We start from the raw sequence: 23,861 nt of genomic DNA, 5'->3' as shown, positions 1-23,861 counted from the left end.
GAGGTACGCAGGTGGCGGACGAGCGAGCGCGACACTTCCGTCGACTGGACCGGCTGCGGCGTTCCGCCCGACGGTGGAGCGTACTGGCCGGCGGGCTGGGCGGGGCGGCCGCCGTGCTGACCCCGTACGCGGGGCTGGGCCTGCCGGACGCGGCCTGGGCCGGCGCCGCGGGCAGCGCGGTGGCGCTGGCCGCCTGGCGCTGGATCGACCTGCGTGCCCTCGCCGCCCGGCCGGCACCACCGGCGCTCGACCCCGCCGAGGCCGCCGCCCGGTCCCGAGCCCGGCTGGTCGCGGCCGTCGAGCGGCTGCCCGTCGGCCCGGGCGTGGTCGCCGAGGCGCGCCGGTTGCGGTCCCGGCTGGCGCTGCGCGGCACCACCGCTGCCGCGGCCTGGGCCCGGCTGGACCGGGCCGCGCTCACCCTCGCCGGCCTGGCCCCCCGGCTGACCGGGCTGGCCGAGCCGGCGGTGCTGGAGGCCGCCGCCGCGGACCGCTCGCTGCGCGACCTGGCCGGTCGGGTGGCCGGTGTGGAACGCGCCCTCAACCTGGCCCCGGCCGAGGCCCGCCCCCGGCTCGCCGAGGCGCAGCGGGCCCTGCTCGACCAGCTGGACTCCGGGGTGACCGCCTACGAGGGGCTGGTCGTCGCGGCGGCCGGGTACGTCGCCGAGGACGCCCACCCGAGCGGGGCCGACCCGTCGGCCGCCCGGCTGCGGGAGGCCACCGACCTGCTGCACGGGGTCGCCGCGGCGCTGGCCGAGCTGCGCGCCGTCGGCGACCCGCTGCACCCGGTCGGCGGGGCCGGCGTGGCCGAGGCCCGCTGACCCCGCCGAACCCGTCAGGGGGTGCGGACCGGCACCGCACCGGTCCACGGTGAGCTGCCCACCACGTTGAACGACCGGATCCGGTAGTGGTAGGTCACGCCGCGGATCAGGCCGGTGTTGGTGAAGCCCCGGCCGGCGACCGTGAAGCTGGCCGGCTGCCGGCTGAACGCCGGGTCCAGGGCCCGCTGCACGACGTACCCGGTGCCCGGCCCGGGCGGGGTGCTCGACGCCCAGCTGAGCACCACCGTCGCGGTGTCCGGGCCCGGCGCGGTGGCGGCGATCGAGAGCGACGTCGGCGTGCCCGGCCTCGACGGGGTGGTCACCGTGGCCACCGGCGACCACGGTGACGCGGCGCCCAGGTACGTGGTGCGCACCCGGTAGTAGTACGTGGTGTCCGGCGCGACCGCCGGGTCCAGGTGGTTGTCGGCCACCCCGATCGCCGTGGTGCCCGGCCCGCTGGTGAACGTCGGATTGGTGGCCCGCTGCACGTCGATCCCGGTGGCGAACGAGCGGTTGGCCCAGCGCAGCGCCACCCGCAGCGGTGCGGCCGGCGGCACCGCCGCGGCCAGCCCGCCCGGCGCGGTCAGCCGCACCGCCGCCGGCACCGCGTTCGACCAGGCGGAGCAGCTGACCGCGTTCTCCGCCCGGATCCGGTAGTGGTACATCACGCCGGGGGTGACCGTCGCGTCGGTGTACCGGGTGGCGGTGGCGGCCACCGTGATCGCCGTACCCCCGGTGGTGAATCCGGCGTCGGTGGCGCGTTCCAGCAGGTGACTGGTGGCCGGCGGGCGACCCCCGTTCCCGGTCCAGGCCAGCGCGATCGCCGGCAGGGCGGTCGCCGAGCCGGGCACCGGGGTGGCGGTCAGCCCGGTCGGCGCCCGGGGCGAGACCCGCAGCACCAGCGGCCGGCTCATGCCCAGGTCGCGCAGCCCGGCGGCGGCGCTGGACCAGCGGTACTCCCAACCCAGGTTGACCGGCTGGTTCACCACCGTCGCCGGTCGCCCGTCCAGCGGGCTGAGCGCGGTGGCGCCCACCCGGGCCCCGGCCGGCCGGGTCGGGTCGAGCAGCCGGACGCTGTCGCCGATCTTGAACGGCAGCGGCGACACCACCGGGCGCAGCGCCACCACCACGTCCTCGGCCGGGTCCACCCGGACGGTGTCCTTCCAGCCCAGCTCCCCGCCGATCGGCTGCCGCACGGTGCCGTCCCAGCCCACCCGGTTGACCACCTGCACGTCGCAGCCGTCGATCCGCACCGGATGGGTCCGTCGGCCGGTGCCGCTGATCCGCCACAGCCGGGTGCCGTCGTCCGGCCCGCTCGGCGGCAGCGCCGGGTCGATGCCCACCAGGACCTCCGTCGCCGGGTCCGCCGGGCCGAGCGGCAACGCGGCCGGGCCGAGCGGGCCGGCGTACGGGTGGGCGACGCCGAGCCGCCCGGCCAGCCGCCCGTGCTCCGGCTCGAAGACCTCGCCGACCGTCTTCACCTCGATCGGCCACGTCCCCGGGCCGGCCGCCCCGGCCGGCGTGAACTCGACCGAGCTGACGTGCGCCGGCACCAGCGTGCGCCGGGCGGTGTGGGTGTCGAACGCCGCGTCGTACTCGGGCTGCGGCACGATCGGCGGCGGCTGGCTCGCCGCGTACGCCCCGGGCAGCCGCTCGGCCAGCCGGGCCAGGTCGTACGGCGGGGACGGGGTGCCGGCCACCCGGAACTGCAGCAGGGTACGGGTGTTCGGGCCGTACCCGGGGCGGGTGCCGGCCGGGCCGCCCTCGGCGGTGCGGTCCGGAGCGCCGGTGTGGTGGTCGTACCGGGGGTCGAAGCGGGGCAGCGGCGCCGGGCAGTCGTTGTAGAGGATCAGCACGGCGCCGGGCGGCAGGGCGGAGAAGTCCACCAGCACGTCGGCGCGCTCGCCCGGGGCGAGCAGCAGCGCGTGCGAGTCCACGTTGAGCACGGTGGGGTCGCGCCGGTCGTACCGGTAGGTCACCGGGCGGTTCGGCACCACCACCGGGGCGGGCAGCAGCCCGCAGTCGTTGCCGATCTGGATCATGCTGGGGCCGGCGGAGCGCGGGTCGGGCACCCCGCCCTCGCGACCGTCGGTGGGCCAGCCGGCGGGCCGGCCGGGGGCGCGGACGGCCTCGACCATCGGCACCTCCCCGGCGCCCGGCCCGGCGAGCGAGCCGTCGGCCCGCCACATCGGACCGTCCGACCGCGCCCGGTAGAGCTGCAGATTCAGGGCGCGGTCCGCGCAGGCGTTCAGGATCCGGAACCGGTACGCCTTCGGCGCCACCGTCAGGTACGGGTAGGCGGCGCCGTTGACCAGTGGGGTGTCCCCGTACGCGTCCGGGGTGGCGCTCGGGTGCGGCACCCCCGGCGCGAGCGTCGGCTCCTCCGGCGCGGTCACCGGGTCGTGGTGCGGGTTCGCCACCGGCCCGGTCGGCTCGGCGCCCGCCAGCCACGGGCCGTAGTCCCACCGGCCGGTCGGGTTGTGCCCCGACTCAGGGTTCTGCCGGGGCTGGTAGACGTGCGGGTGCCACAGGTTGCCGCGGGTGCCCCAGCGCTCCCGGTCCCAGGTCGGGTCCTGCTCGGCGAGCTGGGCGTCGTCCGGGACGAAGGTGCGGTCCTGGACGATCAGCGGAACCTGATCGGCGGGCAGCAGCCCGTCGGCGACCAGTGCCTCCTCGACCGGGTCGGTGAGCAGGTACGGCGCCAGCTGCCCGGAGTAGACGGTCAGCCGGGACAGCCCGAGGGTGTTGTCCTGCAGGCACATCAGCCGGCCGCTCTGCTCGTTCGGGAAGTAGAGCGTGGTGGCGCCGGCGCCGGGGGCCGGCATGTCCGGCACGTGCCGCAGCGCCGGCCCGGTCGGGTACGGGGTGATCTCGCCGGCGGGGGTGACCCACTGCCAGGGGTTGCCGGCGCTGATCCAGCCGGTCCGCGCGCCGGCCAGGTGCGGCACCGCCCGGTTCTGCGGGTACGGCGCGGGCCCGTCCAGCGGCCCGACCCCCGCCCCGGGAAGGCTGGTGTCGACCGGCAGGAACAGCTCGCCGGCCCGGCCGGTGGGCAGCTGGTTGATGAACTTGATCCGCACCGGCCGGCCGCGCCGGGCGAGGATCATCGGCCCGAGGTGGTAGGGCCGGTCGGGCGGGGCGACGGTGTTGTGGCCGTCCGGGTCGGTGCCGAGGTTGAGCTGCCGGTAGCCGCGCAGCCGGGTGGTCGGCAGGTCCCGGTGCAGCCGCTGCCGGTACTCGCGCAGGCCGATCTCGTAGTAGTCGCAGCCCGGGTAGCTGATCGTGTCCGGCACGGCGACCGGCAGCAGGGCGCCCAGCCCGTTGCGGCCGGCCGGCCCGGGCAGCGGCAGCGCGTCGACGAACTTGCGGATGCCGGTGCCTGCCACCACCCGCCCGGCGGCGTCGAGCGCCGGCAGCGGGCTGAGGGCGAAGTTCGGCACCGGGCCGAAGCAGCGCGGCGCGGCGGCCGGGTCCAGGCTCTGTGGCGCCGGCTCGGCGGGCTCGGCGGACCGGGCCGCCGGCACCGCCGCCCGGTCGGGCCGGCGCGGCTGGTCGGTGCCCCTCCGCCGGTCGGCGCGATCGTCCTGATCGGCGCCGGCCGGCTGGTCGGTGCGCGGCTGGTCGGTGCGCGGCTGGTCGGCGCGGACCGGGAGGTCCGTCCAGCGGGGTAGCAGTCTGCGGAACAGGGCCATGGCTCTCCCGGGAACGGGGCGCGACGACCACCACCCCGGCGTGGCGGGCGAGCGCGCCCGGCGATGACGAACGGTGAGCACTCAACCGCAGCATGCGACCTGCGCGGCCGGATAGGAATTACCCAATCGTCCGGATCTTCGGGGTCGTCCCGGTAGCCGAGAGGGTGGCGCTCAGTCCGCCGTCGCTCCGGCCGGCGGCCGCTCCGGCTGGCAGGTCGGGCACCAGTAGGTGACCCGCTCGCCCAGCTCCTCCTTGCGGATGGCGGTGCCGCACCGGCGGCAGGGTTGGGCCCGCCGCCCGTAGACGTAGCTGGTCTGCCCGCGGTGCAGCGAGCCGGTGGTGCTCTGCGTCCACCGGCCCCGGTTGGCGGCGAGCAACCGCTGCGCCAGCGTCACCGTGCCGGTCAGGTCGGGCACCGCGCCGACCGGCGTCCACGGCGAGAGGCCGCGCAGGAACAGCACCTCGCACTTGTAGAGGTTGCCCACCCCGGCCAGGTTGCGCTGGTCCAGCAGCGCCTCGCCGACGGTGACGTCCGGGTCGGCGGCCAACCGGCGGACGGCCTCGGCCGGATCCCAGTCGGCGCCGAGCAGGTCGGGGCCGAGGTGCCCGACCAGCGACTCCTCCTCGGCGGTGGGCACCAGGGCCAACTCGTGCAGGTGGTAACCGACGGCCACCGCGCCTGCGCTGCGCAGCACCACCCGGATCAGGTGCCCGGGCCGGCCGCTCCACCGCTCACCCGGCGCGTACGCCCGCCAGGCGCCGTCCATCCGCAGGTGCGAGTGCAGCGTCCAGTGCCGCCCGTCGGGCTCCGGTCGCCCCTCGTCGGCGCTCGGTCGCCCGGCGGGTCCGTCACCGGATCCGGCGCCCGACCGCCCGGCGGGCCCGTTGCCCGGTCCGGCGGTGGGCGCACGGTCGGCGGGTGCGGTCAGGCGGAGCAGCAGATGCTTGCCCCGGCTGGCCGACTCGCGCACGGTCCACCCGGTCAGGTCGGTGGTGGCCAGCTGGGGCACCCGGAAGTCACTGCCGGTGAGCCGACTGCCGGCCAGCGCCCGGTGCAGGACGCGGGCGGTGTTCCAGACGGTGTCACCTTCGGGCACCGCTCCATCCTGCCCTACGGGGTCGATTCGCGTGTGTCGCCATGTGTAGCCGGACTTCCCCCTGATTGCTGGAAACAGGACTATCAGCGCGTTCTGAGGAGAATGAGATGACCTTTGCCAGTCCTACCCGATCTGTCCGGCTGGCCACCGGGCAGTACCTCAGCCACGCGTACGTGTCGGCGGTCTACGGCGGCTCGGTGCCGCGCTGCTGACCTTCGCGGCAGCGCCCCGATGGGTGGCTCAGGGCCGTTCGTCGGGGCGCGGCGGGCGGACCATCTCCTGGTAGCGGGGGTGGCTGGCGCCGTAGACGGCGAAGTTCAACCGGGCGGCGGTGAGGCTGAGGTCGCCGTTCGGGCCGCCGCGCACCACGTCCGCGTCGGCGTCGGACTGGCCGTCGTCGGTCCAGAAGCAGACTGGGCAGGTGCCCCCACCGGTGCGGGAGGCGCAGCACGGACAGGCGACGGGAACCTCGACTTCACCCACCGCAGAAGCATTCCACACCGGCGGTCCCCGGCCGGTGCCGGCGTTCACCCAGTGGAACGCCCGTCCCGACCCGCCGGATGCCGCCCGGACCGCACCGTCACCAGGTCGCCCGGGGCCACCCCGAGCAGGTCCGCCGCCCGGCCACCGTTCACCGCCACCGCGAGCCGGTCGGCCGAGTCGACCAGCAGCACCAGCGCCCCGGCCGGCACGTCGGCGAAGGTGGCCCCGACCACGGCCGGCCGGCCGTCCACCGTGGCCGTTTCTGGCTGCCCGGCGAGCAGGTCGGCGCCGGCGGCCAGCTGGACGTTTCCGAAGTGGTCCACGGTCAGCACCTCGGCGGTGAAGCCGTCGGCTTCCCCGCGCAGCACCGGCGGGGGCAGCTCCACCAGGGCGGCCGGGTCGACCGCCGGGCCGGCCTGCGCCGCCGGGGCGCCGAGCGCCAGCCGGGACGCGACCGGGGCGAACACGTCCCGGCCGTGGAAGGTGCGGGACACCGTGGGTGCCAGCCAGTCCGGGTTGGTCAGCTCCACCGCGGCGGTCACCCCGCCCAGCGCCGCGGCGGCGGGCAGCAGCAGGCCATTGTCCGGCCCGACCAGCAGCCCACCGGGGGCGACCAGGGCGACGCCCCGCCGGTCGGTGCCGACGCCCGGGTCGACGACGGCGACGTGCACCCCGTACGGCAGGTGCGGCACGGTCTGGGCGAGCACCGTCGCGCCGCGCCGGACGTCCGCGGGCGGCACCTGGTGGGTCACGTCGATCACCCGTACCGCCGGGGCGATCCGCCCGATCACGCCGTGACAGGCCGCCACGAAACCGTCCGTCAGGCCGTAGTCGGTGGTCAGGGAGATCCAGGCGGTCGGGGTCATGCCCGGAAGGCTAACCGCCGGGTCGGCCCCGCGCGGCGGCGATCGGCCGACCGGCCGGTGCCCGCGCCCGGCCCGGATCGGGCAGACTGCCGGGGTGACGAAACGCCCTCGTGTCCGGTGGACACTCGCCGTCCTCGCCCTCGCGCTCGCCCTTCCCGGTTGCGGCAGCGACGCCGCCGACGAGCGGGACGGCGGCTCCTGGGCTGACGGCAAGCAGCGGGCGCCGGCCACCAGCCCGGCCGCCCCGGCCAAGGAGCCCGCCGCCACCGCCAAGGGCGGCCGGCCGGCGGCGGCCACCGAGAGCCCGTCCACCCCGCCGTACGTGCTGCCCACCAAGGCCAGTGGCGCGCCCGCCGCGGCCAAGGTGGTCGACGCGTTCGCCGCCGGCGGCCTGAAGGCAGCCAACCGGCGGGACCGGTCCGCCGACTGCGGCCCGAACGGGCTCGGCGTGGGCTGCGCCCAGCTGCTGATCACCGACGCCGTCGCGGTGTACGTCTTCCCGGACGAGGCGCTCGCCACCAACCAGACCGACATCTGGGGTAAGGAGGCGTACCGCAAGGGGGCCGTGGTGCTCAACTACCTGGGCACCCGGACGCCGGTGGCGGAGCAGAAGCGCTACAACGACATCCTGGCCAAGCTCGGCTGACCCGCCGCCCGCCGCCCGCCGCACCCGGGCCGGCCGCTCGGTCGGCCGTGGCGCTGGTCAGCCGCGCAGCCGCAGGCCGCGCGGGGTGGCCCGGAAGCCGGCGGCGGTCAGCGCGTCGCGCAGCGGCGAGGAGTGCACCGCCTCGCCGTCCGCGCGCTCCACCGACATCGCGCCCAGGGCGCCGGAGTGCACCGCGTCGGCGAGCGCCTTGCCGGCCGCGGTCAGCGCGTCGGTGTCGTCGGTGAAGGAGAGGATCGTCCGGCCGCCCCGCTCGACATAGAGCACCAGGTCGCCGCCGACCAGCACGACCAGCGCGCCGGCCTTGCGCCCGGCCCGGTGGCCGGTCGCCGGGGCCGCCCCGTCCCCGGAGTCGACCACCCGCTCCGGCCAGGGCAGCGCCGCCCCGTACGGGTTGGCCGGGTCGGTGGCGGCGAGCACCACCGTCGGCCCGCCCCGCCCGCGCCCGTCGGCGGGGTCGGCGAGCGCCCGGATCCGGTCCACCGCGCCGGGCACCGCGAACTGGGCGGCGCCCAACCCCTCGACGAAGTAGCCGCGCCGGGCCGCACCGCGCTCCTCCAACGCGGACAGCACCGGGTAGACCGCGGCGAAGCCGCCGACCACCTGCTCCGCCATCACCGCGCCCCGGGTCACCACGCCGTGCCGTTCCAGCAGCAGGTCGGCGAGCGCGGCGGCCCGCCGGGTCGGGTCGAGGTCGCGCTCCGGCAGCCGAGACCAGCGGCCGGCCACCGTGGGCGGGCCGCCCCGGCTGGGCAGCGCCACCCGGCCCGGCCGGCGGTACCGGGTGCGCGGGGCGGTGCCCGTGCGGGCCCGGTGCGCGCCGCCGCCGCCGAGCACCGCGCGCAGCGGGGCGAGCGTGTCGTTGGTCAGGTGCCCGGCCCAGACCAGGTCCCACAGCGCCGCGGTCAGGGCCGCGTCGTCGGTGGCGCCCACCCGGTCGGACAGCGACCGGAAGAACAGCGCCTGCCCGTCGGCGAGCGCGTCGAGCACCGCGGTGTGCAACGGGGTCGGGCTCAGCGCCTCGTCCGGCGGGGGCAGCAGCAGCGGTGCGGTGTCCGCGTACGCCAGGGTGAGCCAGCCGTCGCCGCCGGAGATCGCCCCCGAGCCGGCCCACAGCACCTCGCCGCTGGCGCACAGCTCGTCGAGCTGGGCGGGGGAGTAGTCGGCCACCCGGGCCGGCAGCACCAGCCGTTCCAGCGCGGACGCCGGCACCGCCGCGCCCTGCAGCTGCTCCAGGGTGGCGGCCAGCGCCTCCACCCCCCGGGCGGACGAGCCGACCTGCTGCCAGCGGGGCAGGAACGCGGCGAGCGCCGCGGGCGGCACCGGCTCGATCTCCTTGCGCAGCGCGGCCAGCGACCGGCGGCGCAGCAGCCGCAGCACCTCGGCGTCGCACCACTGGGTGCCCACGGTGTCCGGTGCGAACTCGCCGGAGACCACCCGGCCGGTGGCGGCCAGCCGGCGCAGCGCCTGCTCCACCACGAAGACCCCCAGCCCGAAGCGGGCCGCCGCCGTCGAGGCCGCGAACGGACCGTGGGTGCGGGCGTACCGGGCGACCAGGTCACCGAGCGGGTCGGCCACCGGCGCCAGGTACGCCTCCGCGACCCCGACCGGCAACGCCACGCCGAGCGCGTCGCGCAGCCGGGCCGCGTCCTCGACGCCCACCCAGCGCTCCTCGCCGGCGATCCGGACCCGCAGCACCCGGCGGGCCGCCGCCAACTCCTCCAGCCAGGCCACCGGAGCGCCCCGCTCGGCCAGCTCCGCCTCGGACAGGTCGCCCAGCACCCGCAGCAGCTCGACCACGTCCTCCGCGTCGCGCGGGCGGCGCTGCTCGGTCGACCAGCGCAGCTGCCGCTCAGTCTCGGCGAGCACCGTCGGGTCGAGCAGCTCCCGCAGGTCGACCCGGCCGAGCAGCTCGCCGAGCAGGGCGGAATCCAGCGCGAGCGCGGCGGCACGGCGCTCGGCCAGCGGCGCGTCGCCCTCGTAGAGGAACGCGCCGACGTAGCCGAACAGCAGCGACCGGGCGAACGGCGAGGGCCGCTCGGTCTGCACCTCGACCAGGCGCACCTTGCGGCTGGCCAGGTCGCGCATCAGCCCGGCCAGGGCCGGCTGGTCGAAGACGTCCTGCAGGCACTCCCGGGCGGCCTCCAGGGTGACCGGGAAGTCGGCGTACTCGCGGGCGACGTCGAGCAGCTGGGCGGCGCGCTGGCGCTGCTGCCAGAGCGGCTGGCGGCGGCGCGGGTCGCGGCGGGGCAGCAGCAGCGACCGGGCGGCGCACTCCCGGAATCGGGACGCGAACAGCGCGGAGGTGCCGACCGACTCCTCGACCAGTTGCGCGATCTCGTCGGGCTCGAAGACCACCACGTCGGCGCCGGCCGGCTCGTCCGCGGTGTCCGGCAGCCGGACCACGATGCCGTCGTCGGAGGGCATCACCTGCGCGTCCACCCCGTACCGCTCGGCCAGCCGGCGGCCGATGGCCAGCGCCCATGGCCCGTTCACCCGGGCGCCCAGCACGCTGTGCACGGCCAACCGCCAGTCGCCCAGCTCGTCACGGAACCGCTCGACGAGCACCGTCCGGTCGTCCGGCAGGGACCGGGTGGCCGCCTGCTGGTCGCGCAGGTACGCCATCAGGTTGCCGGCGGCCCAGTCGTCCAGCCCGCCGGCCCGCAGCGCCCCGAGCGCCTGCTCGTCGTCGGAGCGGACCAGCGCCCTGACCCGGGCTCCGATGGCCCGGCCCAGCTCGACCGGGCGGCCCAGCTGGTCGCCCTTCCAGAACGGCATCCGGGCGGCCTGGCCGGGGGCGGGGGTGACCAGCACCCGGTCGGGGGTGATCTCCTCGATCCGCCAGGACGACGAGCCGAGCAGGAACACGTCGCCCACCCGGGACTCGTAGACCATCTCTTCGTCCAGCTCGCCGACCCGGGCGGCCCGTTCGGCGCCGGCCAGGAAGACCCCGAACATGCCCCGGTCGGGAATGGTGCCCCCGCTGGTCACCGCCAGCCGCTGGGCGCCCGGCCGGCCGGTGAGCTCGTCGGTCGCGCGATCCCACACCAGCCGGGGTCGCAGCTCGGCGAACGCGGTCGACGGGTAGCGCCCGGAGAGCATGTCGAGCACCGCGTGCAGCGCCGAGTCGGGCAGCTCCGCGAAGGGCGCCGCCCGCCGGACCAGCACCGCCAGGTCGCCGAGCCGCCACGGCTCCAGCGCGACCATCGCGACGATCTGCTGGGCCAGCACGTCCAGCGGGTTGCGCGGGTAGTGCAGCTCCTCGATCGCGCCCTCGGCCATCCGCTCGGCCACCACCGTGCAGGAGAGCAGGTCGCCGCGGTGCTTGGGGAAGACCACGCCCCGGGAGACCGCGCCCACCTGGTGCCCGGCCCGGCCGACCCGTTGCAGGCCGGCGGCCACGCTGGGCGGCGCCTCGATCTGCACCACCAGGTCGACCGCGCCCATGTCGATGCCCAGCTCCAGGCTGGAGGTGGCCACCACGGCGGGCAGCTGACCCGACTTGAGCGCCTCCTCGATCTGCTTGCGCTCCTCGCGGGAGACGCTGCCGTGGTGGGCGCGTGCGATCACCGGTGGCGCGCCGCCGGCCGCCCCGGACTGGGCCATCACCTGCGCCGGCGGCCGGTTGACCCGGACCGGCCCGACCGGCCCACCCCAGGCGTCCGCGCCGCGCCGGCCGCCCACCGGGCCGCCGGCTGCGTCCGCGCTCCGCCCGGGCCCGTCCCCGGCCGAGCCTTCGTCGGCGACCGCCGGGCCGTCGTCCCCCGGCACCCTCTCCGGTACGCCCACCGACTCACCGCCGTCGACCACGCGCCCGCTCGACGGGGCGCGGTCGCGCCCGCCCGCGTCCTCCCGGCCCCCGCCCGGCGACGTGCCGTCGAGGGCCTCCGCGTCCTCCCGGCCCCCGCCCGGCGGCGCGGCGTCGAGGGTGCTCGCGGCGGCGATCTCCTCGGCGGCCAGCTCGTTGAGCCGGGCGCAGAGGCGCTCGGCGCTGCGCCGCGAGTTGGTGAAGACGATGGTCGAGCGGTGCGCCCGGATCAGCGCGAGCACCCGCTCCTCGACGGCCGGCCAGATGGACGCCCGGCGCGGGCCGGGGCCGCCCAGGTCGTCCTCCGGCGGGTGCTCGGTCTCGTCGAGGCGGGTCATGTCCTCCACCGGGACCTGGACGCTGACCTCGATCGTCTTGGCGGTGGCCGGCTGGACCACGTCGACCGCCCGGGCGCCGCCGAGGAAGCGGGCGCACGCGTCGATCGGACGCACGGTGGCGGACAGGCCGATCCGCTGCGCCGGCCGCTCCAGCAGCGCGTCCAGCCGCTCCAGGGAGAGCGCTAGGTGGGCGCCGCGCTTGGTGCCGGCGACCGCGTGCACCTCGTCGACGATCACCGTCTCGACGCCGCGCAGCGAATCCCGCGCGGCGGAGGTGAGCAGCAGGAACAGCGACTCGGGGGTGGTGATGAGGATGTCCGGCGGGGTGCGGGCGAAGGCGCGCCGCTCGTCGGCCGGGGTGTCGCCGGTGCGCATGCCGACGGTGATGTCCGGCGGGGCGACGCCGAGCCGGGTGGCCGCCTGCCGGATGCCGGCCAGCGGGGCGCGCAGGTTGCGCTCGACGTCGACGGCCAGGGCCTTGAGCGGGCTGACGTAGAGCACCCGGCAGCGCTGCCGGGCCTCGGTCGGCGGCGGCTCCTTGGCCAGCCGGTCGAGCGACCACAGGAAGGCGGCCAGCGTCTTGCCGGAACCGGTCGGCGCCACCACCAGGGCGTTGCGCCCGGCGGCCACCGAACGCCAGGCGCCCGTCTGCGCCGGGGTGGGCGCCGCGAAGGCGGCACCGAACCACTCGCGGGTCGCCGAGCCGAAGCCCGCCATCACCCGCGCCGCGTCCGGCTCGCTCACCCGCTTCGTCACGCACCCATCCTGCCCCGGCGGTCCGACATTCGGTCGGGGCCGGCGCGGTTCTGTCCGGCTGCGGGGTCTTAGGGGATGGAAGTGCCACTTGACGCGTTAAGTCTTACTTAACTGCTTGCTTGCGCCCCGCAACATAAAGTAACTTCACCCGGAACGCAGCGTCGGGTGGAGGAGGGCGGATGATCGTCGAGGGGCACGGCTTCGAGCCCGGCACCGACGTGCTCATCCGCAAGGTCGACAGTCACCTCGCCACGCTGCGCGCCACGCTGCGCGGCCCCGAGCTGGAGCTCGCCGAGCGGGTCGCCCGCTGCCTGCGAGAGCTGGTGGCCTGCACCGCCCAGGCCAGCGCGGCCGACCGGGGCCAGGTGCGGGTCGCCGTGCACTACTTCGTGCTCCGGCGGGAGAGTCGGGGAAACCTGCTCTCGGTGCGGTCGCTCGCCGCCGCCCAGCGGGTGGCCGACAAGACGGCCCGCCAGCTCGGCCGGCCTGACCTGCTGGTCGAGACGCACCCGGCCCTGGTCGCCCGCCCGGTGGCCGCCGGCGAGGCCGCGCTCCGCTGACCCGGAGCCATCCGACTCCTCGGCTATTTCCGGAAAAACCACTCGTCGTCGCCCAATCTGGCGTCTGATCGGTGCTGGCCGGGACAATCCGAACCGGCGCGCGCCGCCAGCTCGACGGGGAGGACGCGTGCTCGCACTGCTGCTCCTGCACCTGGTGGCCGCGCTCGTCGCGCCGCTGCTGGTGCGCTGGTGGGGCCCGCGCGCCTGCTACCCGCTGGCACTCGTGCCGGCCGCCGCCGTCGGCTGGGCGGTGGCCCGCACCCCGACGGTCCGCTCCGGCGGCGCGGTCGTCGAGACGTACCCGTGGATCGGTCAGCTCGGCCTGGACGTGGCGTTGCGGATGACGACGCTGTCCTGGCTGATGACCCTGCTGGTCGGCGGGGTCGGCGCGCTGGTCCTGGTCTACTGTGCCCGGTACTTCGACCGGGGATCGGTGGGACTGGCCCGTTTCGTGGCGGTGCTGGTCGCCTTCGCCGGGGCGATGCTCGGCCTGGTGCTCGCCGACGACCTGCTGCTGCTCTACGTCTTCTGGGAGCTGACCACGGTCTTCTCCTACCTGCTGATCGGGCACAGCACCGAGCGGCGCGCCAGCCGCTGGGCGGCCGCCCAGGCGCTGACCGTGACCACCGTCGGCGGGCTGGCCATGTTGGTCGGCTTCCTGATCCTCGGCGGGCACGCCGGGACGTACCGGTGGTCTCAGATCGCCGGCGCGCCGCTGCCCGGCGGCGGCACGCTGGTGGTCGCGGTGCTGCTGATCCTGGCCGGCGCGCTGGCCAAGTCGGCGATCCTGCCGTTCAGCTCGTGGCTGCCGGTGGCGATGGCCGCGCCGACTCCGGTCAGCGCGTACCTGCACGCGGCGGCCATGGTGAAGGCCGGGGTGTACCTGATCGGCCTGACCGCCCCGGTGCTCGCCACCGTCGGCCCGTGGCGACCGGTGGTGCTCACCCTCGGCGTGGCGACCATGCTGGCCGGCGGCTGGGCGGCGCTGCGGCAGTGCGACCTGAAGCTGCTGCTGGCGTACGGCACGGTCAGCCAGCTCGGCCTGCTCGCGGTGGTGATCGGCGCCGGCACCGCGGACGCCGCGCTCGCCGGGGTGGTGATGCTGCTGGCGCACGCGCTGTTCAAGGCCGCGCTGTTCCTGGTGGTCGGCGCCATCGACCACGACGTCGGCACCCGCGACCTGCGGGAGCTCTCCGGGGTCGGACGGCGCGCGCCGGTGCTGGCCGGGGTGGCGATCCTGGCCGCCGCGTCGATGGCGGGGATCCCGCCGCTGCTCGGCTTCGTGGCCAAGGAGGCCGTCTTCACCGCCTTGGCCGAGCGACCGGTGGTGCTGGCCGGGCTGGTCGCCGGGACCGCGCTGACCGTGGCGTACAGCATCCGGTTCGTCTGGGGCGCCTTCGGCACCCGGGCGGGGAAGCCCGCCACGGAGGTGGCGCCGGTGCCCGTGCCGATGCTGCTGCCGCCGGCGCTGCTCGCGGTGGGCGGCCTGGTCGCCGGCCTCACCGTCGCCGGGCTGGACGGCCTGCTGCGGCCGTACGCGGAGCTCTTCGGGCCGCCGCACGAGAAGCTGGCGCTCTGGCACGGCCCGACCCCCGCGCTCGGCCTCTCCGCCCTCGCGCTGGCCGGCGGCGCGGTGCTGCACGCGGTGCGCGGCCCGCTCGCCCCCGCGCTGGCTCGGCTCCGCTTCCCGGTGGGCGGCAACCAGGGGTACGAGTGGACCACCCACCAGTTCGACCGGTTCGCGATCGAGGTCACCGGCGCCACCCAGCGTGGCTCGCTGCCGCAGTACCTCGGCACGGTGCTGCTGGTCCTGGTGGTGGTGCCCGGCGGCGCGCTGCTGACCACCCGCCCCTGGCAGGAACGGATCGCCCTCTGGGACACCCCGGTGCAGCTGGTGGTCGGCCTGGTGATCGCCGTCGCGGCGGTGTTCGCGGTGTCCGCCCGCCGGCGGCTGACCGCGATGCTGCTGGTCGGGGTGACCGGCTACGGCACCGCGATGCTCTTCGTGCTGCACGGCGCGCCGGACCTGGCGCTGACCCAGTTCCTGGTGGAGACGACGACCATCGCGGTGTTCGTGCTGGTGCTGCGCCGGCTGCCGGAACGCTTCTCGGCCCGCCCGTTGCGCCGCAGCCGCTGGGTCCGCCGGCTGATCGGGCTCGGCGTCGGGGTGGTGCTCGCCGGTCTGGCCCTGGTCGCGGCCGGCGCGCGGACCGCCACGCCGATCTCCGCCGCGTTCGGAGACCTCGCGCTCACCCAGGGGTACGGCCGCAACGTGGTCAACGTGACCCTGGTGGACATCCGGGCCTGGGACACCATGGGCGAGATCTCCGTGCTGGTGGTGGCCGCCACCGGCGTGGCCAGCCTGATCTTCGAGCGGTCCCGCACCGGCCCGCGACCCCGACGCGCGGAACCCGCCCGGCCCGGACGCGACGCCCGGCCGGTCTGGCTGCGCGGCGGGGCCACCCTGCGGGAGCGACGCCGGTCGATCGTCTTCGAGGTGGTCACCCGGCTGATCTTCCACACCGTCGTGCTGTTCTCCCTGTTCCTGCTCTTCTCCGGGCACAACGCGCCCGGCGGCGGCTTCTCCGGCGGCCTGGTCGCCGGGCTGGCGCTCGCGCTGCGCTACCTCGCCGGCGGCCGGTACGAGCTGGCCGAGTCCGCGCCGGTGGGCGCCGGCACCATCCTCGGCGTTGGGTTGGCGCTCTCGGTCGGCTCGGGCGTGGTGGCGCTGCTGTCCGGCGCGGACGTGCTGTCCAGCACCAAGGTGAACCTGCCGCTGCCCGGCCTCGGCGGCCCGTACGTGGTGACCTCGCTCTTCTTCGACATGGGCGTCTACCTGGTGGTGGTCGGGCTGGTGCTGGACGTGCTGCGCAGCCTCGGCGCCGAGGTGGACCGGCACATCGAGGCCGCCGGCAAGTCCCAGCGCGGGCTGGTCGTGGATGCCGAGGGGGACCGGTGACCGGCGGCGGGCCGACCCTGGTGCTGGTGCTCGCCGTGGGCGTACTGGCCGCCACCGGGGTGACGCTGCTGCTGGAGCGCAGCCTCACCCGGATCCTGCTCGGCGTCATCCTGCTCGGCAACGGGGTGAACCTGCTCCTGCTGGTGGCCGGGCGCTCCGGCGGCGCCCCGCTGGTGGGCTCCGGCCCGGTCGGCGACTTCAGCGACCCGCTGCCGCAGGCCATGGTGCTCACCGCCATCGTGATCACCTTTGGGTTGACCGCGTTCCTGGCCGCCGTGGCGTACCGCAGCTGGTACCTGACCGGGGACGACGAGGTGCAGGACGACCTGGAGGACCAGCAGATCATCCGGCTGGCCGCGCGCAACGAGGTGGGCAGCCGCGACCTCGGCGGGGAGGGGCCGGGCGACGACCCGGAGCAGGTGGACCCGCAGCCGGCACCCCGGCGACCGCGCCGGTCGGGCGGTGCCGGGTGAGACAGCTGGTGCCGCTGCCGGTGGTGCTGCCGCTGCTCGGCGCCGCGCTGACCCTGATCCTGGTCCGCTGGCCCGCCGTGCAGCGGACGGCCAGCGTGGTCTGCCTGACCGGCAACCTGGTGGTGTCGGCGGTGCTGCTGACCGAGGCGTACCGGCACGGGCCGCAGGTGGTGCGGGTGGGCGGCTGGGCCCCGCCGGTGGGGATCGTGCTGGTGGCCGACCAGTTGGCCGCGCTGATGCTGGTGGTCTCCTCCGCGGTGATCCTCTGCGTGCTGCTCTACTCGATCGGCCAGGGGCAGGGCGAGACCAGCGAGTCGGCGCCGGTGAGCATCTTCCACCCGACCTACCTGGTGCTGGCCGCCGGCATCAGCAACGCCTTCCTGGCCGGTGACCTGTTCAACCTGTTCGTCGGCTTCGAGATCCTGCTGGCCGCCAGCTTCGTGCTGATCACCCTGGGCGGCACCGTGGACCGGATCCGCAACGGTTCCACGTACGTGCTGGTCAGCCTGCTCTCCTCGATGATCTTCCTGACCGCGGTGGGCCTGGTGTACGCGGCCACCGGCACCCTCAACCTGGCCCAGCTGGCCGGCCGCCTCGACGCGCTGCCCGACGGCGTACGGCTGGCGTTGCAGCTGACCCTGCTGCTCGCCTTCGGGGTCAAGGCGGCGGTCTTCCCGCTGTCGGCCTGGCTGCCGGACAGCTACCCCACCGCGCCGGCCCCGGTCACCGCGGTCTTCGCCGGCCTGCTCACCAAGGTCGGCGTCTACGCGATCATCCGGACCGAGACGCTGCTGTTCCCCGGTGGGCAGGTCTCCGGCCTGCTGATGGTGGTGGCCGGGCTGACCATGCTGGTCGGCGTGCTCGGCGCGGTGGCCCAGTCGGACATGAAGCGGCTGTTCTCGTTCACGCTGGTCAGCCACATCGGCTACATGATCTTCGGGGTGGCGTTGAGCACCGCCGCCGGGCTCTCCGGCGCGATCTTCTACGTCGTCCACCACATCACCGTCCAGACCACGCTCTTCCTGGTCGCCGGTCTGGTGGAGGAGCGGGCCGGCAGCACCGACCTGCGTCGGCTCGGCGGGCTGGCCCGGGTCGCACCGCTGCTCGGGGTGCTGTTCTTCGTACCGGCGATGAACCTCGCCGGGATCCCACCGTTCTCCGGCTTCCTGGGCAAGGTCGGCCTGCTCGAGGCCGGCGTCGCCAGCGGCGGCCCGCTGCCCTGGACGCTGGTCGCCGCCGGCACGGTGACCAGCCTGCTCACCCTGTACGCCGCCTCCCGGGTGTGGAACATCGCGTTCTGGCGGGCGCCCCGGATCGCCACCGACGAACCGCTCGTCCGGCTGCCCACCCTGATGGTCGGGGCCACCGCCGCCCTGGTGGTGCTGGGCCTGGCCCTCACCCTGGCCGCCGGCCCGCTGTTCCGGGTCACCGCCGACGCGGCCGCCGACCTGCGCCAGCGCACCCCGTACGTCCGCGCGGTCTACCCGGACGGGACGCCGTGAGCGGGCCCCCGCCTCCCGGCCGGTACGGCCGCCGCCGCGACCAGGCGGTCGCGCTCGCCTGGCTGGTGCTGGTCTGGAACCTGCTCTGGGGCGACTTCACCCTCGGCAACCTCATCGGCGGGGTCCTGGTCGGCGGCGCGGTGCTGCTGTTCTTCCCGCTGCCGCCGGTCTCCTTCGGCGGCCGGCTGCGCCCGCGCGGGCTGCTGGTGCTGGCCGGCAGCTTCGTCGCGGAGCTGGTCAGCGCGAGCATCCACGTCGCCGTGATCGCGATCCGCCCCGGGTACCGCCCCCGGGGAGCGATCGTCGCGGTGCCGATGCGGGTCCGCACCGACCTGAACCTGGCGCTCACCGCCGAGCTGCTCTCGCTGGTGCCGGGCACCCTGATCATCGAGGTGGACCGGGACGACGCGGTGCTCTACGTGCACGTGCTCGACGTACGCGGCCCGGCCGACGTCACCGACAGCAGGGCCCGGGTGCTCGCCGTCGAGGCGCGCATCGTCCGGGCCGTCGGCTCCCCCGACGAGCTGCGCCAACTCACCCGTCCGTCCACCGACCGGAGGCCCTCGTGACCACCGTCCTCGCCGTCACCCTGACCGTGCTGCTCTCGGTCACCGCGCTGCTCGCCCTGGTCCGGATCTACCGCGGCCCGTCGCTGCTGGACCGGGTGATCGCCGCCGACCTGCTGCTGGCCACCATGCTCGGCGCGGTCGGCGCGGAGGCGGCGGTGAACCGGCACGCCACCTCCCTGCCGGTGCTGGTGGTGCTCTCCCTGCTCGGCTTCGTCGGCTCGGTCGCCCTGGTCCGCTTCGCCGTGCGGGAAGAATCGTGAGCGCGAGGAGTGAGCCGGGGTTGCGAGCCCCGCAGTCGCGAACAAGGGAGGACTCATGAGCATGGTCGCCGACTGGCTGGGGGCCGTGGCGCTGGTGGCCGGTGCGCTGCTCAGCCTGGTCGCCGGGATCGGCGTGCTGCGCTTCCCGGACGTGCTGGACCGGATGCACGCGGCCACCAAGCCGCAGGTGCTCGGGGTGCTGCTGTTGCTGGTCGGGCTGGCGCTGCGGCTGCGTACCCCGGCGGACCTGGGGATGATCGCGCTGGTCGCGGTCTTCCAGCTGGCCACCGCCCCGGTGGCCGCGCAGATGATCGGCCGGGCCGCCTACCGGTCGGGGCGGGTGGACCGCAGCCTGCTCGAGACCGACGACCTGGCCGAGCAGCGGCGATAGGGGACGAGCGGGCCGGTTGTCCCCACCTTCAGCGGGCGTTCAGCAACCGCCGATAGAATTGCCTGCATGATCGACTCCTCTGCCCAGGAGGGCAGCAGTAGCCAGCCGGGTCATGCCCGGCAATCCCACCGCCCGACGTCCCCGGGAGCCCTGAGCGACCCGTGTTGATCGTCGTAGGCCTTCTTCTCATCATCGTTCTCACCGCCGCCACCGGCTACTTCGTGGCCCAGGAGTTCGGCTACGTCGCCGTGGACCGGGGCCGGCTCAAGCAGCAGGCCGAGGCGGGGGACCAGGCCGCCGCCCGGGCGCTGCAGGTGACCGGCCGGCTCTCCTTCATGCTCTCCGGAGCCCAGCTGGGCATCACGGTGACCGCCCTGCTGGTCGGTTACGTCGCCGAGCCGTACCTGGGTGCCGGACTGGCCGAGCTGCTCGGCGTGGCCGGCGTCTCCACCGCGGTCAGCCTGCCGCTGTCGGTGGTGCTGGCCCTGGTCATCGCCACCGTCGTGCAGATGGTCCTCGGCGAGCTGGCCCCGAAGAACCTGGCCATCGCCCGCGCCGAGCCGCTGGCCCGGGCGTTGAGCCGGTCCACCCTGATGTACCTGAGGCTGGCCGGCCCGCTGATCACGCTCTTCGACCGGGCCGCCGTGCGGCTGCTGCGCCGGGTCGGCATCGAGCCGATCGAGGAGCTGCCCAGCGGCGCCACCCCGGAGGACCTGGAACAGATCATCGCCGAGTCCCGCGAGGAGGGCAGCCTCGACGCCGAGATGTCCGACCTGCTCGACCGGGGGCTCGACTTCCGCGAGCTGACCGCCGGGGAGGCCATGGTCCCCCGGGTCGACGTGCACACCGTACGGGCGCAGGAGCCGGTCAGCCGGGTGGTCGACCTGCTCGACACCGGCCACTCCCGGTTCCCGGTGCACGGCGCGGAGGGCGTCGACGACCTGATCGGCGTGGTCGGCATCGCCGACGTGCTGGGTGTGCCGCCGGCGGAGCGTGGCAGCACCCCGGTGAGCGCGGTGGCCGTACCCCCGTTGCTGGTGCCGGAGACGCTGCCGCTGCCGACGGTGCTGGACCGGCTGCGGTCCGGGCACCGGCAGCTCGCCTGCGTGGTCGACGAGTACGGCGGCTTCGCCGGCGTGATCACGCTGGAGGACATCGCCGAGGAGCTGGTCGGGCCGATCCGCGACGAGGACGACCCGCCCGAGCGCGCCCCGGCCCGGCAGGACGACGGCTCGTGGGTGGTGCCGGCCCGCTGGCGGATCGACGAGGTCGCCGACAGCACCGGCATCGAGCTGCCCGAGGCGCCGGAGTACGACACGCTCTCCGGCCTGGTGATGCGCGAGCTGGGCCGGGTGCCCGAGGTGGGCGACCGGTTGGAGATCGACCTGGCCACCGACGGCGAGGAGCCGGCGGACCGGCCGACGGCGCTGGTGGAGGTGCTGGCGGTGGACCGGCACGTGGCCGACTCGGTCCGGCTGCGGCTGGCCGGTTCGGTCGCCGGCGCGCCTCCGGAGCGCGGGGAGGAGGCCGCATGAGCCCCGTCGTGGCGCTGATGATCTCGGTGCTCCTGCTCGCCCTGAACGGCTTTTTCGTGGCCGCCGAGTTCGCCCTGGTGGCGTCCAAGCGGTACCGCCTGGAACAGGCGGCCGCCGGTGGCGGCCGGGCCGCCAAGGCGGCGTTGGACGGCGTCCGGGAGCTCAGCCTGATGCTGGCCGGCGCGCAGCTGGGCATCACGCTGTGCACGCTCGGCCTCGGCGCGCTCGCCGAGCCGGCGATCGAGCATCTGCTCAGCCCGGTGCTGCACGCGGTGGGGCTGCCCGACGCGGCCAGCCACGTGATCGCGCTGGTGTTCGCGCTGGGGCTGGTGACGTTCCTGCACCTGGTGGTCGGCGAGATGGCCCCGAAGTCGTGGGCGATCACCGACGCCGAGCGCTCGGCCATGCTGCTGGCCCTGCCGTTCCGGGCCTTCGCCCGGGTCGCCCGGCCGGTGCTGTCGGCGCTCAACGGGCTGGCCAACGTCATCCTGCGGCTGGTCGGGGTGCACCAGCAGGACCAGCTCGCCCAGGTGCACGGCCCGGACGAGCTGCGCATCCTGCTGGAGCAGTCCCGCGAGCACGGCCTGCTCGGCGCGGAACAGCACGAGCTGCTGACCAGCATGCTGGAGCTGCAGGGCACCACCGTGGCGGACGTGATGGAGCCGTTCGAGAAGATCGTCACGATCCGCCGGGAGGACACCGCCGAGCGGATCGAGCAGGTGAGCCGGGACAGCGGCCGGTCCCGGCTGGCCGTGGTCGACCCGAACGGCGAGGTCTGCGGGCTGGTGCACGTACGGGAGGCGGTCCGGGCGGTGACCACCGGCCGGCCGGCGACCGCCGGGGAGCTGATGACCCGCTCGTTCACCCTGCCGGGCACCTCATCGATCACCCAGGCGGTGGCGGCGATGCGCGCCGACCAGTCCCAGCTGGCGCTGGTGCGCAATGGCGGCGGCCCCACCCGACCGATCGGCTTCGTGGCGCTGGAGGACCTGCTCGAGGAGGTCATCGGCGAGTTCGATGATGAGACGGACCCGGTGCCCCGCGGGCGACGCCTGCGCTGACAACCGTCCGCCGCACCGGCCGCCGGCTCCCCTCGGGGTCCGGCGGCCGGCCCGTCTCCGGGCCCGCTGTCCACGGCACGCCCCGATCACGCCCCGATCACGCCCCGCACGCCCATGATCACGCCCATGATCGCGCTCGAACCAGGAAGTAGTGGCATCCAATGCCGACATGCCGAGGGAGGCCACTACTTCCTGGTTCCAGTGCGAACGTCGTGGACGGACGAGTGGCGCTCGGCGGGCGTCCCCGGTGCGACGGCCGGGCGGGGCGCGCGCTCGGGCGGGGGCAGGAGTGGCGGGGCGGTCGGTGGGAAAGCGCCCGGGACGGCCGGCGGGCGTGGGGGGAGCGGGCGGATGCGGTTGACCGGGGTGTCGCGGGAGTCCGGCTGGACCGGGCTGTCGGTGACCACCACGTTGACCAATCCGAGCACCCGGCCCGGGCTGCGCCTGCCCGGCCGGATCGTCCTGGCCGCCGGGCCGGACGACGTACCGGTCCGGCACGTCCGGCTCGGGCTGGTGGCCACCGCGGAACCGGACGACCCGCGCTCGCCGCGCCGGCTGGTGCAGTACCACCAGGTGCCGGTCGGTGGGCGGTTCGTGGTGCCGGCCGGCCGGCGGCGGGCGATCGACTTCGCGCTGCCGCTGCCCTGGGAGACGCCGCTGACCATCTTCGGCGGGGTGCCGCTGATGAGCATGCGCACCGGCCTGCGTACCGAGGTCTCGGTCGACCCGGAGCTGGACCAGGGCGCGATGGTGCCGGTCTTCGTCCACCCCGTGCCGACCCAGCAGCACGTGCTGGCCGCGCTGGACACCCTGGGCTTCCTGATGCGCCAGGTCGGCCTGGCGCACGGCCGGCTGCCCGGGGTCGAGCAGACCCTGCCGGTGCACCAGCGGCTCGGCTACTGGGTGGGGCCGCTCTACGCCGGCCCGATCACCGAACTCGAGGTGATCTTCGTGACGAACTCGGCCGGGCTGGAGGTGATCCTCTGGATGGACCGCCGGTTGTCGCTCACCGGGATCAGCCACCAGAGCATCAGCCGTTTCCGCACCTGGCACGCCGGGGCCGACCGGCGGGACTGGGTGGAGGTGGTGAACGGCTGGCTGCGCGCGGCGATCAACCGGCACGCCGACGCCGCGTCGGACGCCCACTGGGGGGCCAGGATCACCGAGTCGGCACACGTCAGCCGGGCGCCCGACGAGCCGGTCGCCCCCGGCTACGGCCTGGGCGGCACCGCCGGGGGCGGGGGAGTCGGCGGTGGCGGCGACGGCACCTGACCGGTCATCGGGCGGTGCGGGCCGCCGCCGAGGCCGGCGGCGGCCGGCGCAGGGACGACCGACGCGGCCCGCGCGGCCGTGGGCAGCCTCAGACCGACGCGGTGGCGAGCTTCAGGCTGAAGCCGAGGAAGAGCACGGCGATCCCGGTGGTGGCGCCGACGGCCAGCCGCCGCCGGCGGCGGAACTGGGTGGCCAGGAACGTGCCGGCGAAGATCAGCGCGGTCAGGTAGAGCGCGCTGGTCACCTGGGCGATCAGGCCGAGCAGCAGGAACGACAGGGCCGGCCAGGCGTAACCGGGGTCGACGAACTGGATGAAGAACGAGATGAAGAAGAGGATCGCCTTCGGGTTGAGCAGGCTGATCACCAGGGCCCGGCGGAACGGGCTGCGCAGCGCCGCCGGCTCGGCCGCGTCGATCAGCCGCGGCGCCTCCGGGTCGTTGCGGTCGCGCCAGCGCCGCCAGGCGCCACGCAGCATCATCGCCCCGACATAGCCGAGGTACGCCGCGCCCGCGTACTTGATCACCAGGAAGAGCGGCGGGTACGCCTTGAGCAGCGACGCCACCCCGGCCGCCGAGAGGATCATCAGCACCGAGTCGCCGACGAACACCCCGCCCGCAGCCCGGTAACCCACCCCTACCCCGCGCTTGGCGGCGGTGGAGAGCACGAAGAGGGAATTGGGCCCGGGCAGCAGGATGATCGCCACGGTGCCCAGCACGTACGTCCAGATGTCGGTGATGCCCAGCACGCCCGCCATCC

At 75.6% G+C, this 23,861-nt stretch carries 18 protein-coding genes; 12 read left to right on the top strand and 6 right to left on the bottom strand.

Annotated features, from left to right (window positions below; all coding sequences use genetic code 11):
- Positions 1-11 precede the first annotated feature (11 nt).
- Positions 12-818, top strand: coding sequence for a hypothetical protein (locus tag ACFY3U_RS00520; RefSeq protein ID WP_387192531.1), 807 nt, complete (start codon positions 12-14; stop codon positions 816-818).
- A gap of 14 nt (positions 819-832) precedes the next feature.
- Here ACFY3U_RS00520 and ACFY3U_RS00515 read toward each other — a convergent pair whose 3' ends face one another.
- The 4 genes from ACFY3U_RS00515 to ACFY3U_RS00500 form a co-directional block, all read right to left on the bottom strand.
- Positions 833-4,510 carry a hypothetical protein gene (locus tag ACFY3U_RS00515; RefSeq protein WP_387192528.1) on the bottom strand — a complete coding sequence of 1,226 codons (3,678 nt, stop codon included), beginning with the start codon at positions 4,508-4,510 and terminating at the stop codon, positions 833-835.
- 171 nt (positions 4,511-4,681) lie between these two features.
- Positions 4,682-5,608: a zinc finger domain-containing protein gene (locus ACFY3U_RS00510; RefSeq protein WP_387192526.1), complete on the bottom strand. Its 927-nt coding sequence runs from the start codon at positions 5,606-5,608 to the stop codon at positions 4,682-4,684.
- A gap of 240 nt (positions 5,609-5,848) precedes the next feature.
- Positions 5,849-6,091 (bottom strand): CPCC family cysteine-rich protein, encoded by a 243-nt coding sequence (locus tag ACFY3U_RS00505; protein WP_387192523.1) that lies wholly within the window; start codon positions 6,089-6,091, stop codon positions 5,849-5,851.
- A gap of 44 nt (positions 6,092-6,135) precedes the next feature.
- The gene (locus ACFY3U_RS00500) at positions 6,136-6,957 is read right to left on the bottom strand and encodes an S-adenosyl-l-methionine hydroxide adenosyltransferase family protein (protein WP_387192520.1); all 822 of its coding nucleotides are present in this window, start codon (positions 6,955-6,957) and stop codon (positions 6,136-6,138) included.
- Between the two features lie 94 nt (positions 6,958-7,051).
- On the opposite strand from ACFY3U_RS00500, the gene ACFY3U_RS00495 reads away from it, so the two are divergent.
- The gene (locus ACFY3U_RS00495) at positions 7,052-7,603 is read left to right on the top strand and encodes a hypothetical protein (RefSeq protein ID WP_387192517.1); all 552 of its coding nucleotides are present in this window, start codon (positions 7,052-7,054) and stop codon (positions 7,601-7,603) included.
- A gap of 57 nt (positions 7,604-7,660) precedes the next feature.
- Here the strand turns inward: ACFY3U_RS00495 and ACFY3U_RS00490 are convergent, their stop codons facing one another.
- Positions 7,661-12,484 (bottom strand): DEAD/DEAH box helicase, encoded by a 4,824-nt coding sequence (locus ACFY3U_RS00490; protein WP_387194068.1) that lies wholly within the window; start codon positions 12,482-12,484, stop codon positions 7,661-7,663.
- Between the two features lie 218 nt (positions 12,485-12,702).
- Here ACFY3U_RS00490 and ACFY3U_RS00485 point away from each other — a divergent pair, with 218 nt between their 5' ends.
- The 10 genes from ACFY3U_RS00485 (at position 12,703) to ACFY3U_RS00440 (ending at position 23,105) form a co-directional block, all read left to right on the top strand.
- Positions 12,703-13,083, top strand: a complete 381-nt coding sequence (locus ACFY3U_RS00485) for a hypothetical protein (RefSeq protein WP_387192514.1) — start codon at positions 12,703-12,705, stop codon at positions 13,081-13,083.
- 127 nt (positions 13,084-13,210) lie between these two features.
- A complete protein-coding gene (locus ACFY3U_RS00480) occupies positions 13,211-16,042 on the top strand; it encodes a Na+/H+ antiporter subunit A (protein ID WP_387192511.1) in 2,832 nt (943 codons plus the stop codon).
- A complete protein-coding gene (locus ACFY3U_RS00475) occupies positions 16,039-16,515 on the top strand; it encodes a Na(+)/H(+) antiporter subunit C (protein ID WP_387192508.1) in 477 nt (158 codons plus the stop codon). Before ACFY3U_RS00480 ends, ACFY3U_RS00475 begins: the two co-directional genes overlap by 4 nt.
- Positions 16,512-18,017, top strand: a complete 1,506-nt coding sequence (locus ACFY3U_RS00470) for a Na+/H+ antiporter subunit D (RefSeq protein ID WP_387192506.1) — start codon at positions 16,512-16,514, stop codon at positions 18,015-18,017. The genes ACFY3U_RS00475 and ACFY3U_RS00470 overlap by 4 nt, the downstream gene beginning before the upstream one ends.
- Positions 18,014-18,586 (top strand): Na+/H+ antiporter subunit E, encoded by a 573-nt coding sequence (locus ACFY3U_RS00465; protein ID WP_387192503.1) that lies wholly within the window; start codon positions 18,014-18,016, stop codon positions 18,584-18,586. Before ACFY3U_RS00470 ends, ACFY3U_RS00465 begins: the two co-directional genes overlap by 4 nt.
- On the top strand, positions 18,583-18,846 hold the full coding sequence (locus ACFY3U_RS00460) for a monovalent cation/H+ antiporter complex subunit F (RefSeq protein ID WP_387192500.1): 264 nt from the start codon (positions 18,583-18,585) through the stop codon (positions 18,844-18,846). The genes ACFY3U_RS00465 and ACFY3U_RS00460 overlap by 4 nt, the downstream gene beginning before the upstream one ends.
- A gap of 55 nt (positions 18,847-18,901) precedes the next feature.
- Complete coding sequence (gene mnhG / locus ACFY3U_RS00455; RefSeq protein WP_387192497.1) at positions 18,902-19,237, top strand: monovalent cation/H(+) antiporter subunit G; 336 nt, start codon at positions 18,902-18,904, stop codon at positions 19,235-19,237.
- Between the two features lie 161 nt (positions 19,238-19,398).
- Positions 19,399-20,772: a hemolysin family protein gene (locus tag ACFY3U_RS00450; RefSeq protein WP_387192494.1), complete on the top strand. Its 1,374-nt coding sequence runs from the start codon at positions 19,399-19,401 to the stop codon at positions 20,770-20,772.
- Positions 20,769-21,833 carry a hemolysin family protein gene (locus tag ACFY3U_RS00445; protein ID WP_387192491.1) on the top strand — a complete coding sequence of 355 codons (1,065 nt, stop codon included), beginning with the start codon at positions 20,769-20,771 and terminating at the stop codon, positions 21,831-21,833. Before ACFY3U_RS00450 ends, ACFY3U_RS00445 begins: the two co-directional genes overlap by 4 nt.
- 351 nt (positions 21,834-22,184) lie before the next feature.
- Positions 22,185-23,105 carry a sporulation protein gene (locus ACFY3U_RS00440; RefSeq protein WP_387192488.1) on the top strand — a complete coding sequence of 307 codons (921 nt, stop codon included), beginning with the start codon at positions 22,185-22,187 and terminating at the stop codon, positions 23,103-23,105.
- 88 nt (positions 23,106-23,193) lie between these two features.
- Here the strand turns inward: ACFY3U_RS00440 and leuE are convergent, their stop codons facing one another.
- On the bottom strand, positions 23,194-23,859 hold the full coding sequence (gene leuE / locus ACFY3U_RS00435; RefSeq protein WP_387192485.1) for a leucine efflux protein LeuE: 666 nt from the start codon (positions 23,857-23,859) through the stop codon (positions 23,194-23,196).
- Between the last annotated feature and the right edge of the window lie 2 nt (positions 23,860-23,861).

The organism is Micromonospora sp. NPDC000089, from assembly GCF_042899365.1.
Classification (GTDB): Bacteria; Actinomycetota; Actinomycetes; order Mycobacteriales; family Micromonosporaceae; genus Micromonospora.
The sequence above is the reverse complement of the archived record's forward strand: the minus strand, read 5'-3'. Positions and strand labels throughout refer to the sequence as shown.

Coding starts and splice junctions, on each gene's coding strand:
- ACFY3U_RS00515 (WP_387192528.1), bottom strand. CDS start 4,510: ATGGCCCTGTTCCGCAGACTGCTACCCCGCTGGACGGACCTCCCGGTC.
- ACFY3U_RS00500 (WP_387192520.1), bottom strand. CDS start 6,957: ATGACCCCGACCGCCTGGATCTCCCTGACCACCGACTACGGCCTGACG.
- ACFY3U_RS00490 (WP_387194068.1), bottom strand. CDS start 12,484: ATGGCGGGCTTCGGCTCGGCGACCCGCGAGTGGTTCGGTGCCGCCTTC.
- ACFY3U_RS00485 (WP_387192514.1), top strand. CDS start 12,703: ATGATCGTCGAGGGGCACGGCTTCGAGCCCGGCACCGACGTGCTCATC.
- mnhG (WP_387192497.1), top strand. CDS start 18,902: ATGAGCATGGTCGCCGACTGGCTGGGGGCCGTGGCGCTGGTGGCCGGT.
- ACFY3U_RS00445 (WP_387192491.1), top strand. CDS start 20,769: ATGAGCCCCGTCGTGGCGCTGATGATCTCGGTGCTCCTGCTCGCCCTG.
- ACFY3U_RS00440 (WP_387192488.1), top strand. CDS start 22,185: ATGCGGTTGACCGGGGTGTCGCGGGAGTCCGGCTGGACCGGGCTGTCG.
- leuE (WP_387192485.1), bottom strand. CDS start 23,859: ATGGCGGGCGTGCTGGGCATCACCGACATCTGGACGTACGTGCTGGGC.